At 36.5% G+C, this 18,509-nt stretch carries 7 protein-coding genes, 2 tRNA genes and 2 rRNA genes (1 of these 11 running past the window's edge); all 11 read right to left on the bottom strand.

Features of this window, described 5'->3' with window-relative positions:
- Positions 1 to 109: ribosomal RNA gene (locus EL260_RS04160) — 23S ribosomal RNA — on the bottom strand; it reaches 2,655 nt to the left of the window's first position.
- A gap of 202 nt (positions 110 to 311) precedes the next feature.
- Positions 312 to 385: transfer RNA gene (locus tag EL260_RS04155), tRNA-Ala, on the bottom strand.
- An 88-nt stretch (positions 386 to 473) separates the two neighbouring features.
- Positions 474 to 547: transfer RNA gene (locus EL260_RS04150), tRNA-Ile, on the bottom strand.
- A 209-nt stretch (positions 548 to 756) separates the two neighbouring features.
- A 16S ribosomal RNA gene (locus tag EL260_RS04145) occupies positions 757 to 2,273 on the bottom strand.
- The 16S and 23S rRNA genes sit together here with 2 tRNA genes alongside, the layout of an rRNA operon.
- A 1,433-nt stretch (positions 2,274 to 3,706) precedes the next feature.
- The gene (locus EL260_RS04140; protein WP_123858976.1) at positions 3,707 to 4,066 is read right to left on the bottom strand and encodes a VanZ family protein; all 360 of its coding nucleotides are present in this window, start codon (positions 4,064 to 4,066) and stop codon (positions 3,707 to 3,709) included.
- Positions 4,059 to 4,436: a glycine cleavage system protein GcvH gene (gcvH, locus tag EL260_RS04135; protein WP_123858975.1), complete on the bottom strand. Its 378-nt coding sequence runs from the start codon at positions 4,434 to 4,436 to the stop codon at positions 4,059 to 4,061. Before gcvH ends, EL260_RS04140 begins: the two co-directional genes overlap by 8 nt.
- A 128-nt stretch (positions 4,437 to 4,564) precedes the next feature.
- Positions 4,565 to 8,200 (bottom strand): T9SS type A sorting domain-containing protein, encoded by a 3,636-nt coding sequence (locus EL260_RS04130; RefSeq protein ID WP_123858974.1) that lies wholly within the window; start codon positions 8,198 to 8,200, stop codon positions 4,565 to 4,567.
- Between the two features lie 7 nt (positions 8,201 to 8,207).
- Complete coding sequence (locus tag EL260_RS25875) at positions 8,208 to 9,278, bottom strand: hypothetical protein (RefSeq protein WP_228445304.1); 1,071 nt, start codon at positions 9,276 to 9,278, stop codon at positions 8,208 to 8,210.
- A gap of 142 nt (positions 9,279 to 9,420) precedes the next feature.
- Positions 9,421 to 10,614, bottom strand: coding sequence for a hypothetical protein (locus tag EL260_RS25870; protein ID WP_228445302.1), 1,194 nt, complete (start codon positions 10,612 to 10,614; stop codon positions 9,421 to 9,423).
- A 127-nt stretch (positions 10,615 to 10,741) separates the two neighbouring features.
- Positions 10,742 to 17,788 carry a T9SS outer membrane translocon Sov/SprA gene (sov, locus tag EL260_RS04115; protein WP_126367242.1) on the bottom strand — a complete coding sequence of 2,349 codons (7,047 nt, stop codon included), beginning with the start codon at positions 17,786 to 17,788 and terminating at the stop codon, positions 10,742 to 10,744.
- 57 nt (positions 17,789 to 17,845) lie between these two features.
- Positions 17,846 to 18,430: a Holliday junction branch migration protein RuvA gene (gene ruvA, locus EL260_RS04110; protein WP_123858973.1), complete on the bottom strand. Its 585-nt coding sequence runs from the start codon at positions 18,428 to 18,430 to the stop codon at positions 17,846 to 17,848.
- Positions 18,431 to 18,509 lie beyond the last annotated feature (79 nt).

Here is an 18,509-nt window from a genome sequence, read left to right as displayed (position 1 = left end):
CTGCGGATCAATTCGTGTGTGCCAATCCCCGCAGCTTTTCGCAGCTTACCACGTCCTTCTTCGCCTCTGAAAGCCTAGGCATCCGCCATACGCCCTTAACGATTTCTTTCCTAATATTAAATTAGTTCAGTATTTTTTGATAAATTAAATTTATCGATATTTTTATAAACTCGGCACTCGAAAGTGCTCGGTTATCTCTTTGTGATGTCTTTACCGTTAATGTCAATGATCTTAAATTCTTCTTGTCCAACTGATGAACGAATATTGTTTTTGGCTCTATCCGTAACTTTTAAATCAGTCTTCCAAAACTGTGGAGAATAAGGGAGTCGAACCCTTGACCTCCTGCGTGCAAGGCAGGCGCTCTAGCCAGCTGAGCTAATTCCCCCTCTAGTAGACTTCAGATTTTAGATCTCAGATTACAGACTTTATTGTCTGACATCTGATGTCTTATATCTTCCCGTCTTTTTAATTAGTAGTCTCGGGCAGGCTCGAACTGCCGACCTCTACATTATCAGTGTAGCGCTCTAACCAGCTGAGCTACGAGACTGTCTGTTAGACTAACAGATTTCAGATAACAGATATCAGATTTAACTGACCATCCTATCTTCATCCTTGTCTCTCTCAATCCCTTTACTAATTTCTAGTGGGTTTTGTATTTTTTAATATAATCAACCAAACAAAAAACTAAAGCTTTACTTTGAATAAGTACTTGTATCCGAAGATACTAATTTTGTTTATCGTCTAAAAGACGCTCTAAAATGAGATGTTCCAGCCGCACCTTCCGGTACGGCTACCTTGTTACGACTTAGCCCTAGTTACCTGTTTTACCCTAGGCAGCTCCTGTTACGGTCACCGACTTCAGGTACCCCAGACTTCCATGGCTTGACGGGCGGTGTGTACAAGGCCCGGGAACGTATTCACCGCGCCATGGCTGATGCGCGATTACTAGCGATTCCAGCTTCATAGAGTCGAGTTGCAGACTCCAATCCGAACTGAGACCAGCTTTCGAGATTTGCATCACATCGCTGTGTAGCTGCCCTCTGTACTGGCCATTGTATTACGTGTGTGGCCCAAGGCGTAAGGGCCGTGATGATTTGACGTCATCCCCACCTTCCTCTCTACTTGCGTAGGCAGTCTCACTAGAGTCCCCAACTTAATGATGGCAACTAGTGACAGGGGTTGCGCTCGTTGCAGGACTTAACCTAACACCTCACGGCACGAGCTGACGACAACCATGCAGCACCTTGAAAAATGTCCGAAGAAAAGTCTATTTCTAAACCTGTCATTTCCCATTTAAGCCTTGGTAAGGTTCCTCGCGTATCATCGAATTAAACCACATAATCCACCGCTTGTGCGGGCCCCCGTCAATTCCTTTGAGTTTCATTCTTGCGAACGTACTCCCCAGGTGGCTAACTTATCACTTTCGCTTAGTCTCTGAATCCGAAAACCCAAAAACGAGTTAGCATCGTTTACGGCGTGGACTACCAGGGTATCTAATCCTGTTCGCTCCCCACGCTTTCGTCCATCAGCGTCAGTTGTTGCTTAGTAACCTGCCTTCGCAATTGGTGTTCTAAGTAATATCTATGCATTTCACCGCTACACTACTTATTCCAGCTACTTCAACAACACTCAAGACATGCAGTATCAATGGCAGTTTCACAGTTAAGCTGTGAGATTTCACCACTGACTTACACATCCGCCTACGGACCCTTTAAACCCAATAAATCCGGATAACGCTTGCACCCTCCGTATTACCGCGGCTGCTGGCACGGAGTTAGCCGGTGCTTATTCGTATAGTACCTTCAGCTAGATACACGTATCTAGGTTTATCCCTATACAAAAGAAGTTTACAACCCATAGGGCCGTCGTCCTTCACGCGGGATGGCTGGATCAGGCTCTCACCCATTGTCCAATATTCCTCACTGCTGCCTCCCGTAGGAGTCTGGTCCGTGTCTCAGTACCAGTGTGGGGGATCACCCTCTCAGGCCCCCTAAAGATCGCAGACTTGGTGAGCCGTTACCTCACCAACTATCTAATCTTGCGCGTGCCCATCTCTATCCACCGGAGTTTTCAATATCGAATGATGCCATTCAACATATTATGGGGTATTAATCTTCCTTTCGAAAGGCTATCCCCCAGATAAAGGCAGGTTGCACACGTGTTCCGCACCCGTACGCCGCTCTCAAGATCCCGAAAGATCTCTACCGCTCGGCTTGCATGTGTTAGGCCTCCCGCTAGCGTTCATCCTGAGCCAGGATCAAACTCTCCATTGTATGTTTGTCTGACTCACTCAAAGTTTTTTAACGCTTTAGTTTTTCCTTACTTGGTTGTTATATTGTATGTCAATGATCTTTATATCTTTCGCTTTTTAACGAAGCAATCTCTCTGTCAGTGTCGCTCCGTATTTGCGAGTGCAAAAGTAAAACTTTATTTTCATTTGATCAAATGTTTCGAAAGAAAATTTTAAAGTTTTTTAAGTAACCTTAATCTCTTTCCTAACCCTCAATCTATCTACTCCTGCGCTCCCTTAATTGGGACTGCAAAGATACAAACTTTATTTTAACTCGCAACTTTAAATCCTAAAAATTAAAAGTTTTTTTTCGTCTGTCTCTCTCGTAAAATATAATGTTTATGCTTATCTAAAAGCTCCTCTGCGCTTACCGAATCCCTTTCGTTTTTCAGTGGGGCAAAGATAGAAACTTCATCCATTCCCCGCAAGTTTATTTAACATAAAATTCATATTTAGGTAATATTTTACTCTTAAAGCACTGGTACTATGAGAGAAAAATTTTAAACATTTGTTTGGGGATTGGAGGGAAAGAGTTCGAGGGTATGAGAGTTGGGGAAAAATGGGGGTGTTTCTATATGATATACCATCTATATAATGATGAGTAATAAGTAATGGAAGGTATATATTATATATAATACATGGGGTAAGTTTTCAGAATTATTTTGAAATAGGTTTGGGCTAAAGCCAATGGAAAGGTGCTTAATTTATTTGAGTGGGCTCCTATTGATGAAAATCTGTACGTTGGATATTATAGATAGAGGTTTATTTTGATAATGCGCTGTTGAGATCCTTACAGGATGATAAGAATGGTGCGGAGGAAATAGATAAATAAAGAGACTGACGGATATGATAGTTATTCTCTAAGATTGCTTTATGAAAAAACGCTGTGTTTTTTTTATTTCCCACAGAGGACACGGATTTTCACAGATGATAGCGCTGGTTGTATTATGAGTAGGTTTCTTGTATATCTAATTGAAATAATCATTCGATCTTCTTAAAGCAATAGGTAGCTTTTGTGAGAGCTCTTACGGGAATAGAAGATTAAATCTCGCCAATGATAAAGATTCCAGGAGATGTTGATGTATACTTATATATAAGAAGACAGGTTTTTATAAAAACACATTCTAGTTATTAATCATGTGAATACTTACCTATGTAATAAAACTATCATCTATTACTTATCACTCATTATTTATAATATATGTCCACTACCCTAGCCCCGATAGTAACGGTTACCCCGCAACAGGGTTTGGAAAGGTGGAGGGTTTGAGCGTTGGAGGGTAAAGGCGTGAGGAGTAAGAGTGGATAGCGGGAAATAGCTCCGGAAAAGGTTTAAGGATGGGGGTAATTCTAAAAAGAAAAGTATGAGAGAAAGGTAAGGGACCTCATCCAGAAAGCCTAATTCTTAAAATAGAATTAGAAAAATCGCTTAATTAAAAACTTATAGGTAAAATAGCCAATGAGACAGCCAACCGTGTCTGCAACGATATCCAGTGTTTCCATAGATCTTCCCAATCCCATTTCTTCCTGCAGGATCTCTGTAAGAAAAGCATATATAAGAATGATCTGAAAAAAGTAAGAAAATTTAATTCTAGGAAATGCGGCAATAAAAGAAAATCCTAAAGCAGCAAATATACTTAGGTGCAATACTTTATCGATACCGCTGAACATGAACCAATATTCTTGGTTCTCTTCTCCTGGTTTGAGAAGCATATAAGTAAGAAATGCCCAATAAATGGGCAATATCTTACTAAATATTTTTGAAATTTTATCCAATGATTGCTTTGTAATCGTCTGCAGAAAGTAATTCAGAAAGATCTGCCCCAGCAGCCACTTCTAATTTGATAATCCATCCATCTCCATAAGGATCTGTATTTAACAATTCCGGCTGGTCTTCTAGTTCTGAGTTGAATTCGATAACCTTCCCTGCAATAGGTAAGAATAAGTCTGAAACAGTTTTTACAGCTTCTACACTTCCGAAAACGTCTCCGCCATTAAGATCATCATCTACTGTATCTACATCTACATAAACGATGTCTCCAAGTTCTCCCTGAGCAAAGTCTGTAATACCAATGGTAGCTACATTACCTTCAATCTTGATCCATTCGTGATCTTTAGTGTACTTTAATTCTGATGGTGTGTTCATTTTTTAATTTTTATTTTCTACAAATGTATTCAAAATTATAAAAGGTTCAAAGCCTTAATAGGCATCTTCAATAAATTTTGGTTGTAAATAAAAAAATCGCTGCAAAAGCAGCGATTTGGATTAAACAATTATTTTTTAATAATCTTATTTGGATAATTCTTTCCGTTTGAATCTATGAGGGTTACCATATAAATCCCGGCAGGATATTGAGATAAGTTAACCTGAATAGTATTCAAGGATGATAAATCTTTTGTTATAATTTTCTTACCATCTAATGAATATACGTCTAATGTTTTGAACTTTTTCCCATTAAAGTCTATATTCAATATATCTTTGGTAGGGTTTGGATAGAGCTTCACGGCCCTGTCAATAACAATTTCCTGGTTTGCAAGGGTACCATTAAGTACAATTTCTCCGTAATAAGGTTCATTTCCTAATTTCACGCCGACCTGTTTAAGATAGATTGTTTCATCAGGTGTTTCTGTTATCTGAGGATTAAGCATATCATCAAAAGTAAGAGAACATGCAGGAATATCTGCTGGCAAAGGAGCTTGTGCTTTTGCCGTAAATTCTACGCCGGTTGTAGCAGAAACACTAAAGCCAGGTTTCATTACAACAGAATATTTCCCGTGTATAGCCACACTCTTGTACCCCGTCAATTTCTGTGTTTTATCATCCAAAATTACTGTTTTGGTATCGTATGTATTGGCATTAAAATCATATCCAAAGTTAGGAGATCTGTATAGAAAGAAGTTCAGATTTGGATATGTTAGGTTTTTAAATTCTTCTCTTCCATTAACAACAATACCCGCACTAAAATAATAATTATCCAGCTTTTTTGGACGATGATAAGCTGCTGGATAAAATACATTATCATTATATCTAATATAAGAATGTGCTACATAATCAACTTCTCTTATACTAAACATTCTACGTTTTAGATTATTACCATAATAATCATCAGCGCTGATTATATATCGGTTGTCAAATGCTCCAACATCTTTCCATTTAAGTGGAAAACTTTTATCTTTTATCCAATTTCCACTAGCATCTTTTATAAAATTCTGATAGAAGTGATTTCCATATTCACTTGTCGCAGCTGATGTCCATCCCACTTTAGTTAACTTAATAATTTCATTACCTTTTATAATAAAATTAGACCCTACACCATATACATATCTAAAGTCGGCAGGCATCGTAATGTGGGAAGAACTGGCTGAATTACCAGATAAATTCACCTGTAAAAGTTCAAAAAAACTAACACCATTCGTATTTTTATAGACAACATTATATATATTATCTGATCTTTTAAATACAAAGATCGGATCCAAAATACCATTTCCACCAGGGGTTGATAAAAAAGGATTTGATAATGATGCCTGCAATGTAAGAGCAGCAGAGTTCGAAGAAATGTTATAAATATTCATTTTATTCTGCCCTGGCACAACCATAAAAATTTTATCCCCAACCATTTTTGTATACCCATTAGAAGGCAAATTGGTTATTGGGTTTGTATCTATCTGCCAACCAGCGTTCTGTCCACTATAAAAACATGAATACATCTTTCTGACTGAACTTTGATTTGCTACCAACATTAAATGATCATTATCAAATTCATAATAGGTCTCAACACCCATATTTTGTTGTTGATAAAAAAACGTTTTATAATTTTCAAATACAAGTTCGTTATTTATAATTTTATAAGATTGAAGTTCATAAGTATTATAAACAGAATTATTTCCATTACTTCCAACCCATCTTCTTTCGTCAATAAGAATATGAACTCTATCATCAGTAACTCCTACAACATTTATTGTATAATTATCTAGCTCACCAATTGTTCCAGGGTTTCGCATTGTTATTTTTGCAGGTTTTATATACTTAATTTTATTACAATCAACTATTTTATATATTCCCCAAAGCTGAAGTTTAGGTACATAATAATTTATATTAACATAGCGAATATTATATATATTTTCGCTCATAGCAAATGTATTCTTATTAGGAGACATGACTGATCTATAATAATAAAAATTTGCATCTACGTCTTGTTGTGTATTAGTCCCGCTATTTTCTCTTAAATAGATTTTTTTCCCCCACGTATTGGCAGGATGAACTCTTTCTCCGTTTATATCAATAGGTTCCTCTTCCCAATTTGTTGGTTGGGTTCCTCCTCCACCTCCCGGATTAACAATAACAGGAGCACCAACTTGAATATAAGATGGACAATATGGTCCTATAGATTGTACGTTTGCTCCGTTAGGATTTAGCCATGGAGACATAGTATAATAATTATTAGAAAATCTCGAATAATAAGTAAACCATTTGTTACTATAAATATCCGGATTATTACAATTAAAATGGTTAGGGTCAGGACCTGTTGATAAAGATCCTATTAATCTATCGGAACTATTGAATAATGGAGATCCGGAAGACCCTTTCTCTACAATACCATTTCTCCATGAGTTCTGTAAGAATGTTCCTGATGTATTTGTTGGCCATGGAACAGCATAATATCCGAATAATCCTGATTGTAGTATAGGCTGATTACTCATCACAGGATTTAATTCCTGAACTATAGATATTTTTTTTACATCTCCCTGGGGATGATGTACCGAATATGCATTCGTAGGATTTACCGAATATGCGTTAGGATTGTTATCCCAGCCAGCATAACAAATTTTATATTGAGCTAAGGCACTCGCTGTTGTATTCAATTTTATTAAGGCATAATCTAAAGAAGTTGCTGGGCTTTGCGTTAACAAGGTACATCCGAAAACTGAATTATTGGATAATGCAGCTGGAGCATCTGTTCCATTACTTGTACAGCTTAATGCTTCATAGTTAAATAAAGTAATTAATTCTGTACTCCAATTGATATTATTATTAGCGGCTTCATATCCTATACAATGAGCAGCTGTCAAAAAATAAGGTTCTCCATTTTGAGCAGTATTGTTCATTAAGTTACCTGAACAACTTGCCGAATATTTATGTGTATTGGTCCCCCATTGATATATTGGATATAGCATTAAACCAACAGATTTTATATTTCTTGATTTATTATCAATTGTAAATCCACACGCTATATTCTTATGACAATTACCTGCTGTGCCGTAAACTCCACCATAAAAATCAGTAAAGGAATGAATAACTTTTTCAGTAACTAATAAAGGTTTATTATTACTATCTACAGGATAAGAAAGTTCAATATAAAATGTGTTTCCTGGTATTGGCTGTGTTCCAAATTCTAATCCTTTGTTTTTAGGATCTGGATTATTTTTATCATTAAATTCTCCTAAGATAAACCCATTTTCTGCATATAGGAAAAGCTTACTATCTTTCGGCAAAAGATATTTTTTAAAATAGATTTGCAGTGCTTTAGCATCTGACGACTTAACCTTATATAAATAATAATATCTTCCATCGTACTCAATCCTATTATTATCATCTGCAATATTAATTTCTCTATAAATAGCTTTACCATAAATATTTTGATTAATATAATCTTTATCTTTTAAACCAGCAACCTCATCTATTATTTGCTGATTATTCACTCCATCTGTTTCAAAAGCTTTAATCTTTTCTTTTAATTGTAACAAAGGAAGGTTATTTCCAGAATTGTCTTTATATTCTTCTCTGATTGTAATACGGTTTTCAGAAGTTAATTTTTCATACAAAAATGGGTATCCGTTATCTCCTACTTGGCTTTTGAAAAAACTAATCAAAAGCAGGAACATAAATAAAGTATATTTTAATTTTGTCATTTTGAAATCAGTTTTTAGATTTTAATTCTGAGACTTCTTTCATTAGCTTATCATTATTCTTCTGGAGTTTCTTAAGCTGTTTATTTTGTTCTATGGTATACAGAGTGAGCTCTTCTATTTTTTGTAGCAACTTAATCTGAAACTCACCTATATTCACCCCTTCTTTTTCCATCTCTTTTGCAGATGCTATTTCAGGGAGATGTTTCTTTTCTTTGATATGTTTTTCAACGGCTTCTAACTTGGGTAAATCATAATTTTCATCAAATACGAAATCGGCTGTTGGAGTGAGGGTCACTTTGATTTCTTTTGCTTCAAATTTGCCTTGTAATGAAGCATTACCATTTGGAGAAAGTTTCATAAGCTCTTTCATTGTTACAGGAGCTTCTAAAGGAGTAGCCTGTGCTGGCGAACTTAAGAACCTCACTCCTTCATTATTCATTGTCATGGCAACTTTAGCAAAATTTAGAGTCCCATTAGAAGACAACCATCCTTCTGCTGTATTAGGATCTGCTTTAGCACCAAAACTCATATAAGTTGCGGCTGAACTTCTCAATGATCCCCAGTTACTTAATGATCCGTTTTCATATCTTATCGCAAAAGCATTGATTCCTTCTGTTGAATGGGTAGCTCCGGCTAAAATATTACCTAAAACATCTAGTTTCTCTTTTGGCTGTGAATTTCCCAATCCGACATTTCCGTTTTGGAGAATTAAAAATCTTTCAACAAGATTTGTAGCACTTGTGTTATCATTAACTAAAATGGAAAATCTAGATCCATTTGTATTTCCTGTTTCCTCAGTTGCCATCAACCTTACTTTAGGATAATTCAAATATCCGGCAAATTCTAAGATGGGAAGTTTAGGATTAGCAGATGATGCACTCCAACCTCCTGTTGATATTGTTATTTTACCTCCATTTTGATCAGCTACTTCTAAATTAGAATGAGGATCATGAATTCCTATCCCTACATTCGTAGATCCTGGAGTAGAGGTTGCATTCATACCACCATTAGGGGTATATAATTGTGCAAAAGAAATTTGTGCTGCTAATACTGCAGCCATGGATATTAGTTTTTTCATAATTATTGGGTATTCTTTTAATTTAATATTTCCTGGTTACCAGCTCACGAAATAAATAGCTGTTGCATATCAAATTATTCTGGACGTTTTTCATTTGTATTTCGGTAAATTTCTATGCCAGTATCATTATAATAGTTGATGATTATTTTTTGTTTTTTTTCAAAGCTTTAATTTCTTCCGCTTGTTTTTTCACCTGCTTATTCAGCTCAATAGTGTACAGGGTAAGTTCTTCTATTTTTTGTAGTAGCTTAATCTGGAACTCTCCTACATTTACCCCTTCTTTTTCCATCTCTTTTGCAGAGGCTATTTCAGGAAGATGTTTCTTCTCTTTAATATGCTTTTCAACGGATTCTAACTTTGGCAAATCGTAATTTTCATCAAATACGAAGTCGGCTGTTGGGGTAAGGGTTACTTTAATTTCTTTTGCTTCAAATTTACCTTGTAATGCCATGTTCCCCGCATCGGAAAGAAGAAGCTTTGCTCCATAGGCTCCTCCGTCAGAATAGCTCCAGAATTGTAAAGAATTTCCATAACTTCCAGTCATATTATAAAGCACCCATTTTCTAGCCATGTTGGCGGCTGTTTTTGTTGGATTTTCTAAAATAATAGCACCTCCTTCATTTGAGCTTATTTGAGAAGATAGAGAACCACTTACATCAAACCTATCCCTTGCCAAAGTAGCTATTTTCTTATTGTCTCCTGTATTGGAAATTATATTGAACTGGATCTGATTATCAAGTAATCTCATATAAGAACCTCCAGTACTAGCATTTATGCGGGGAAAAACTTGATTATTGGTACTGTTGTAGTTTTTCACATTGTTACCAATTCCTACTCCTGTATACGTTTCTTGTGGCTCTGAAGCCCAAAGCGTTAAATTGGCAGGACTATTTCCTCCATCACCAGACGAATTCAATAAAATCATCGATCCCGTATGACCACCAGAAACAGTTAGCATTTCAGAAGGTGTACCGGTACCAATACCAAGGTTTCCCATGATGGATTGTTTCCCCGTAAAATTATTAGTTCCCCTAGTTGCTAATTCATTCCAAGAATTCCAAACGTTTGCATCTCCATTTTTTGTTCTAAATGATATATGCTCTCCTCCATTGGGACCATAGTCTGTGTTTAATTGGGCATCGTAACTATTATTAAATCCACCAAAACTTAAGAGAGGGCCATTCCAGGGTGTTCCCGATGTTGCATAAGCAAAGGTATAACCTCCCTTAAAATTATCTGCAGATCCTGCCGCTGCAATAGAAACTGTTGGGGTCAGGCTTTGCGCCATAAGAACTCCTGACGCTAGAGTAAGAAAAGATAGAATAATCTTATTCATCGTTATTAGTTTATTTGTTTAATCACCTATAAAATTAACATTTAATTCAACAATTAGAGTATTATTAATAAAAATTAAAGCCTCTTTCTTCCAGAAAGAGGCTTTATTATAGAGTTTATATTATTATCTAGAATCCGCCACCGGACTCTCCAAATGTAAATGTTGCAGAGATTCCTGCTCTGATCGTAGACAGTGGGAAAGCTGTTGAGATCTTATATTTTGAAGTCATCTGTTCGTAGAAGACTCTCAGATTCAGATTTTCGGAAACATTATAGTCTGCGGAAAGCTTGATATTGAGAAGTCTCTGCCCTCCTGTAATCTGTGAATCATTCAAAAGGATATTCATAATAGAAGTTTTACTATCTCTTAGTGAAATATCTCCTCGGATGTTAAGATCACTTCCTTTTCCTCTGGTTCCTCTTCCTCTGACATTGGCAGTCCCTAGTCTGAAGTTACGAACAATATATCCTAATCTTACTACGTATTCTGAGTTGGAATCTTCAGTCAGGGTATGGTTTACTAATCCCAGCACCATCATTCTGTTTTTGTTGTACTGTAATCCGAACTGCATATTGTTTCTCATAGTAACATCTACTCCAATAAGTGGTGAAAAAGATTCTACATAGCCTACCTGAGCAAAGGTATAAGGGTTAATCTTATCTCCATCATTCAGTTTAATAGTACCGGCATCGTCTACAGTCTGATAATATCCATTCGGATTACTATGGTAATCAATATTACTTTGAATTCCAGTTGCAGTATAAGTAGCTGTATAACCATGTAAGATATCAAACTTCGTGAACTGCCCACTAATGATTGGAATATTCTTCAATCCTGAATAAGTAATTCTCCAGTTCGGCAATGGCATTCCTGCCTTTTTAGGATTTCCTATCGGAGAAACAGACTTACCTTCAAGGGCTGCTCTGAATGCAGGGATCAATACATATGCATTAGCTATACTATAATGTTTTGCAAATCCATCATTTCCTATTTCTGCATTTGGTCCTCCCAGCTGTTGTGAAAGTTTCATTGCATTTTCTCTGATTGCCTGGTATACCGCTGCTCCATCTTTAAATGATGACTTAAGAAGTACCGCAGAATTGGAATAGGTAATCATATCAGTTGCAAATGTAAAGCCTGGGTCAGGAACTCCTTCTGGATTAACATAGTTAAATCCTGAGTGCGAAAAATTACTATTGAAATTATGCAACACATTCAGGTCAATCCTAAAATCATTCATTGGCATCATCTGTAAATTGGCCCGTAATTCTCTAGTGGACATTCTTACATAGGCATCAGTCATATAATTAGAACTGCTTACCCATCCATTTTCCATTACTGTTCTTCTAATATCTGCCTGAGATCCTAGCAGGAACCCGATGGTAGGCCCTCCCAATGTCTGACCAGATCCATACCAGTTCGGTGCTGATAATAACCCAGGAAGTACAGTTCCATTGTTTTCAGTATAGCTTACATCCAATTGCTTGAATGAAGTCAGGAAGAATGCAGCACTTTGAAGTACTGTAAGTTTATTTTTGAATTTATACTTCTTATATGCGTATCTGTTCTTTTCCCATTGCTTTGTATATACATTGTTCAGGGAATCCATTTCCTGCTTACGCTTCTGAAGTTTAGTATTAATATTTTTAAAATAGTTAAACTGTCCGAAGAATTTAGGAATATCTGCCGATGCAGTTGCCTGGATCACATTGGTATTCTGACCTATGGAACCTAAGCTTCCTTCAGGGCTTGAAAGCAAGGCTGTAGATCTTGCATTCCAATTGTAGGTAAATCCATACCCTACTTCCGCATCAATAAAGTCCAGATAAGGTAAATACTGGAATGGCAGCTTATAGTTTAATTGTGCTCTATGATTATACAATACCGGTCTACCCGCTCTGAATACATTCCCGAAAATCGCCTTATTATTCATCGTATTTACGTCAATGTTATCGTTAAGTGTTCTCGTTGCAGAGTTGATCTCCAGCTTTAATGATTTTGTGAAATTGAAACCTAAACCATATTGCCATCCGAAGTAGAAGTTTCTATTTCTGATCGCATCTATATCTCCTGCGGTATTTCCACCTAAAATAGCTTCAATATTTCTAAATTCAAGTTCGTTATAGTTTCTGTCAACCTCCGTTCTGAAAGATAATCTTGTTGGAATAGGATTGATATTAAATTCTTTTACCCATCTCAGGTATTTAGTAGACTTGGCAGTATCACTAATCATTTTATTGAAAGGTTTAATTACCCATGGTTTGAAAGTATAGTTGTAATCAACATACCCTCTCAGATACTGTCTGTAATTTCTCTTTGTATAAATATCTCTGAAATAATCATCATTATATACCGCAGTTACTGAAACGTTTTCGATATCATAGAACTTAGGCTTTTTATTCTGATTGACTCTTTCTTTACGCATATTAACAACTCCGATACTTCTTTGCTGCGTATATGTTCTTGCTACTTTTTTCAGTTGCTCTCTGTTTGGAGCCTTACTAAATTCAACATCCGTATCCAAAGGATTGTACTTCGGATCTTCTATTGTTTGTGAATAAGAATAGTTCAATGGAATCTTTACCCCTGTTTTTTCCGGTAAAAGTTTATCAACATTAATGGCTGTATTGATACTGAACGCAGACTGAGTAGACTGATTTCTTTCTGCCGGCTTAGAATCAATATTTCCGAATCCTACTGAAGTATAAGAGGCATTGGTATTTACGGTTGCAAAATCTCCCAAGTTGAAATTTAAACTCGCGTTTCCTGCATATCCACCATCATTTTCAATTTCAGAAAGACGAATTTCATTAACCCATAAAATTCTATCTATAGAAGTCCCTATTCCTCTTTCCTGTCCATTTCGAATACCAACCATAATAGTTGTCACATTTCCTAAGCTTGGACGTCCCTTAACATAAATCCTTTTATAGTTATCTCCTGCTTCAAAATTCGGATCCAGAAATCGTTGCATAATTTTATCAGCATACATTTTATCTCTTCTGATTTTGGCATCAACAAAATTCTGAATCTCAAGATTCACTTCATTTTCTAGTGGCCAGATTTCCATAGGAGCTGTTGCCGAAGTTGAAGTAAGTTTCAAAGAAGCTTCATATTCATAGTAGTTATCTGTAGCATCATTTCCGAAACGAATAAAGAATTTAGTTTTTTCATCCATTTTACCTACATTAATATCTCTATTTATTGGATCATGAGCATGTACAAAAAGTTTTAATTTTTTATATCTTCTCATATCTAAGGTTGTATTTTTGAATACTCCCTGAGCTTTACTAGCTTCCAAATCCTTAGCTTTCATATATAATGACGCCTCATTCTGTCTTTGTGCTCCTGCATTTCCACTTAATACCTGTCTGTCAATTCCAGGAGGCAATACATAAGGAGGCTGGTTAAGAGCATTTTCTTCTATATTCACACTTCCTACTTCAAGCTTTCCGATTTCAGAATCTATTGTCACCCCTTCATTCGAAGCTGGATCTAACGGTACATTTGAATAAGCAGCAAGGGTCTTAGGATATTTTCTCCAATCTGATCTTACAAGATCCATTGTCCCGAATCTCAAAGTAGATGTGTTTTCAAATCCTGTAAGCATTAACCTTGCAAATCTTACATTATTAAGTACTGTTTCACTATGAGCTCCCTGCGTTTTATCAAAATTAGAAACCGGTATTCTGAAAAGGTACCATTTCACATCACCCGACTGACCGTTTTGGAAAACAGCTTTTACTGTTTTAATATCAACAATGTTATTTGCCCCTAATGAAAGGCTGGCCTGGTCTAATTTTATTGGATATTCATTATAACTTTCAATCTGATCCAGGTTATAATCCCGGTTAATATCTTCTGCATCCGGAGTCTGTGAAGCCACATTCAATGAGTTTGCTTCTGAGTTTCCATCAGGGTTTCTGAAGTATTTATAACGCTCCACCAATGAAGCGGCCTGGCTGCCTGTAAATTTATCTGACAAGTAAAATACAAAGTCATCCACTGCAGGGTCAACAATATTCGTTACCGGGTTTACAAAGGTATTTCCGAATCTCATTGCTTCTTGGTCTGAACTCAAACCGTCATATCCTACATCTTGCGCTTTTCTTCCATCTCCCTCAGTAGAGAAAGCATATAAAATAGGAGGTTGTTTTGGCTGTACTCCCCAATTGGAAGTTGTTGTATTAGATACTACTCCTGGTGCAGGAAGTCCATTTTCATACAACATTTTTCCATCTTTAAGGATATCTTCCGATACGTTCCCCAGGTGTAATAATAATTTCGGATCATCCCCAAGTTTATTACCATCAGCATAAGGATCCATCATCCAAAATTCAACATATTCAATGTTTGAACTTACAAAGTTAGGAACACTGATTGGTCTCATAATTCCTCCCCATCTGCTAACCGCCGGCTCTGTTCCAGGATTTACGTTATAAGGTCCTCTTTCCTTAGGATAAAAAGAAATATCTAAAGTATTGGTATAGGTTTGATCTCCCGCTACAAAGTCTCTGTTATTATAAATTTCAGAAAGCATTACCCTCCTTGAAGCATGGTTGGATACTGACTGTGGAGTAATTCCTCCAGGGGCTTTACCTCCTACTCCCCAGAATCTTGGGTCAATATTATACCATGACAATAATCCTCTTCCATACCCACTGGTGATATCATCACTTGTTGGCGGAATATTGAAAGGAGGTTCTGTATTTTTTTCTGGTCTTGATGCTAAACTCCAGGCTGCAGGTTCCTTTAAAGATATTTTAGAGGTTGTCTGCTCAAAATCATCAATATAAGACTGGCTGTTAGTTGCCTTATTCAAACCAGGAAGAAGGTAAGCTGCTTCCATCTTAAAATTGATATTAGACGGAGCTTCAGTCTTTATCAGCGGAAGTTTATCTGTAAACCTTGTAAGATAAGGAGCCTGATTATTATACATCAAATTAATCCCCGCCATTGTATTATTTACAGCTTCTTGTCCGAAGTTTACCTTTTGGGTAAGTGGAGATTCTGAATAATTAATAACGGTTCCTCCTAAAATAAAGTTTTCATTAAATCTTCTTTCCAAATTCAATCCCAGGAATCTTTTTCTCTGAGTATTGAATGTAAGTTGGTTTTCTAAGGAAATATTAATAGCCTGGCCAGACTGTTTTACATTCTCATTAATGATAGTTACTGTACCAAGCATATAATCTACAGTATAGTCTACCCCTTCAGAAAGCTGTACTCCATTTGCAGAAACTTTTACAGATCCTTGAGGTACATTTACTGCACCAAGAGAAATCCCTTGTCCTTGTACCCCTTTGTAGCGACCTTCAATGGTATATCGTTGAGGAACTATGGTTTGACCATTTGTAGGCTTTATTTGATCATACAGATCATGGAAAACATATTGTGGGTCATTGGTTCCTAATACCTGTTGCATATAATCACCAAAAGGCTGCACCTTGGTAAAAATAATTCTTCCGGTTTCCGGTCTCACCGTAATTCCGTTAACAAAGTCAAAAACCCCATCCCCTTTGGTACCATCTTTATTGTTCTGAATATCACCATTCATATTAAGGCGATCCCAGTTCAGTAATTTCAATAGATTGACATCTTTAACAGAAGTATCCGGAAGATAATTTACTTTACCTCCAGTTTTCTGATCTTTATAATATACATTAAGAATAAACCCATCAGGAGATACCTGACCTGCATCTAAAGAATAAACGTTCTTCATCATCAGTTTCCACATAGGAGAAGATACATCTACACTGTTGTTCACTTTCAATACTTTAGTAATCAAAACCGGGCTTTCTTCTGAGAATTCTCCGACTTTGTATACTTTACTGCTTCCATTTACCGTATATGAATAGGATACGGCAAGAAGCTGCTGATCATTAAGTTTCTGGTTCAATGAAATATATCCCAATTGTGGCTGGAATGTAAATTCATTAGCATTCAGTTTTCTTGCTTTGCTATTAAAAATAAAATGCTCACCGTTTATATAAGGTTGTGATCCCCCAAATACTTGTCCTTGGTAAACACCATTATAATCTTTACCAGCTTCTCTCGTCCCAGCTTTTGCTGAAATTTCATTATATAAATCATTTACGGAGTTATCTGGCAATACACCGCCACCTTCACCAAGATCCCTGATCCCAATGATTCCTTTCTGATAAGCCAGGTTACTGTTTCCTTGATCCAGCACCCAAACTTCAAGTCTGGTGATATTGATCGTTGAATTGATTTGTGGATAATTAAGTAACGCATTATCATATTTATCTAAGAAATAGTGACCTAAAAAGTAGTGCTGATTTTCTTCATATTCATTAGCACTGACTTTAAAGTTATTCATTACTCCACCTCCTTGTACTACGATATTCCTAGCTTCACCCTGTTGTTGCGAAAGAACAACAGTTCCAAAAGTTTTTCCTAGCTGGAATTCTGTTTTCACCCCAAACAATGATTGTGAACCACGAATCAAACTTGTTGAAAGTGGCATATTTACGTTACCAAACTCAACTCTTTTAATGATTTTATCTTCACCACCTTCATTCGGTTTATCCACATTTCCAAGACCTTTCTGCTGAAGGTCTTTCCAGCTCCCTTTTGCCTGCCACACAAGGTTCATCCTGTTTTCAAAAGCAAAACCACTTTGAGTATCATAATTGGCCTTCAGTTGAAGGTTTTCTCCAACTTTCCCTAATAATCCAAGCTGGATTCTCTGGTCTATATCAAAAGTAAAGCTGGTCCTGTTCTGTGGAAGGATCAGCGGGTTATCTATTTTCTGGTAAAGTCCTGCAAAATCAATGGACGCATATCCGGAAGGAATGATCTCAATTTTATTTCCCCCGAACAAGGTTTCAAATAATTTATTGTTAATCATTACTGAAGGAATCAATCCTCTCTTTCTGGCATCACTTTTGTCTTTTCTAAAAAGAAGATTATATTTTTCCGATTTTTCCTTATAGTATGCCCTGGTCTGTAGAGCGAGTACATATTCTTTATACTCTTCGGGAGACATGGCAGTGGGAGGACCGGTAATCGTATTTCCAATTTTGGGATATACATAGTACATCCCGGTTTTTATATCAAAATAGGCCTCATACCTCGTGGGGTCTGCTATTTCGTATTGCTTTCGTATGATCGTTGTGTCTTTTGCCTGCTGTGCAAAAGCACTTACAGACATAAATAGGAACGACAGGAACAAAAATATTTTAAAATGCTTATTATTCGCCACCAAATGTTAAATGTTTTTTAAAATTTGTTTAACCAATTCTTCAACTGAAAGGTCAGGATTCTGCTTTAATATCCTATCTGCCATCTTCTCGCTGGTTCTCTTAGGAATTCCTAAAACTTCTAATGCAGATAACGCTTCTTCCTTGATTTTATTATTCACCATCGACGAAATATTCTCCGCTGGACCACTGAATTTCTGTACTTTATCTTTAAGATCAACAATAATTCTTTCTGCTGTTTTGGCTCCTATTCCTTTGGCTTTCTGAATGAGTGCACTGTTTCCTGAAAGGATTCCCGCAGCAATTTCATCAAGGCTTAATGTGGATAACAGAATAAGTGCAGAAACTGCTCCTACTCCATTAACGCTTATTAACAGATTGAACATTTCTTTTTCCGAACGAGTGTTAAAGCCAAACAGAAGATGAGCATCTTCACGGATGATCTGTTGGATAAACAAAACAGTTTGCTGATTTAAAGTAAGTGTCTGTGAGGTCATTAAGCTGATCCCCACATAGTAGCCAACGCCTTGTACGTTGATTACTGCATAGGTAGGTGTAAGTTCTTGAACAGTACCTTGTAAAGAAAATATCATTATTAATTTTTGAAACTCCCCAAATATAAAAATTTAACCTCCAAATACAGCATTAAAGGTCAAAATAAATTGTTTTTAA

It is taken from the genome of Chryseobacterium nakagawai, from assembly GCF_900637665.1.
Classification (GTDB): Bacteria; Bacteroidota; Bacteroidia; order Flavobacteriales; family Weeksellaceae; genus Chryseobacterium; species Chryseobacterium nakagawai.
This window is presented reverse-complemented; position numbering and strand designations above follow the sequence as displayed.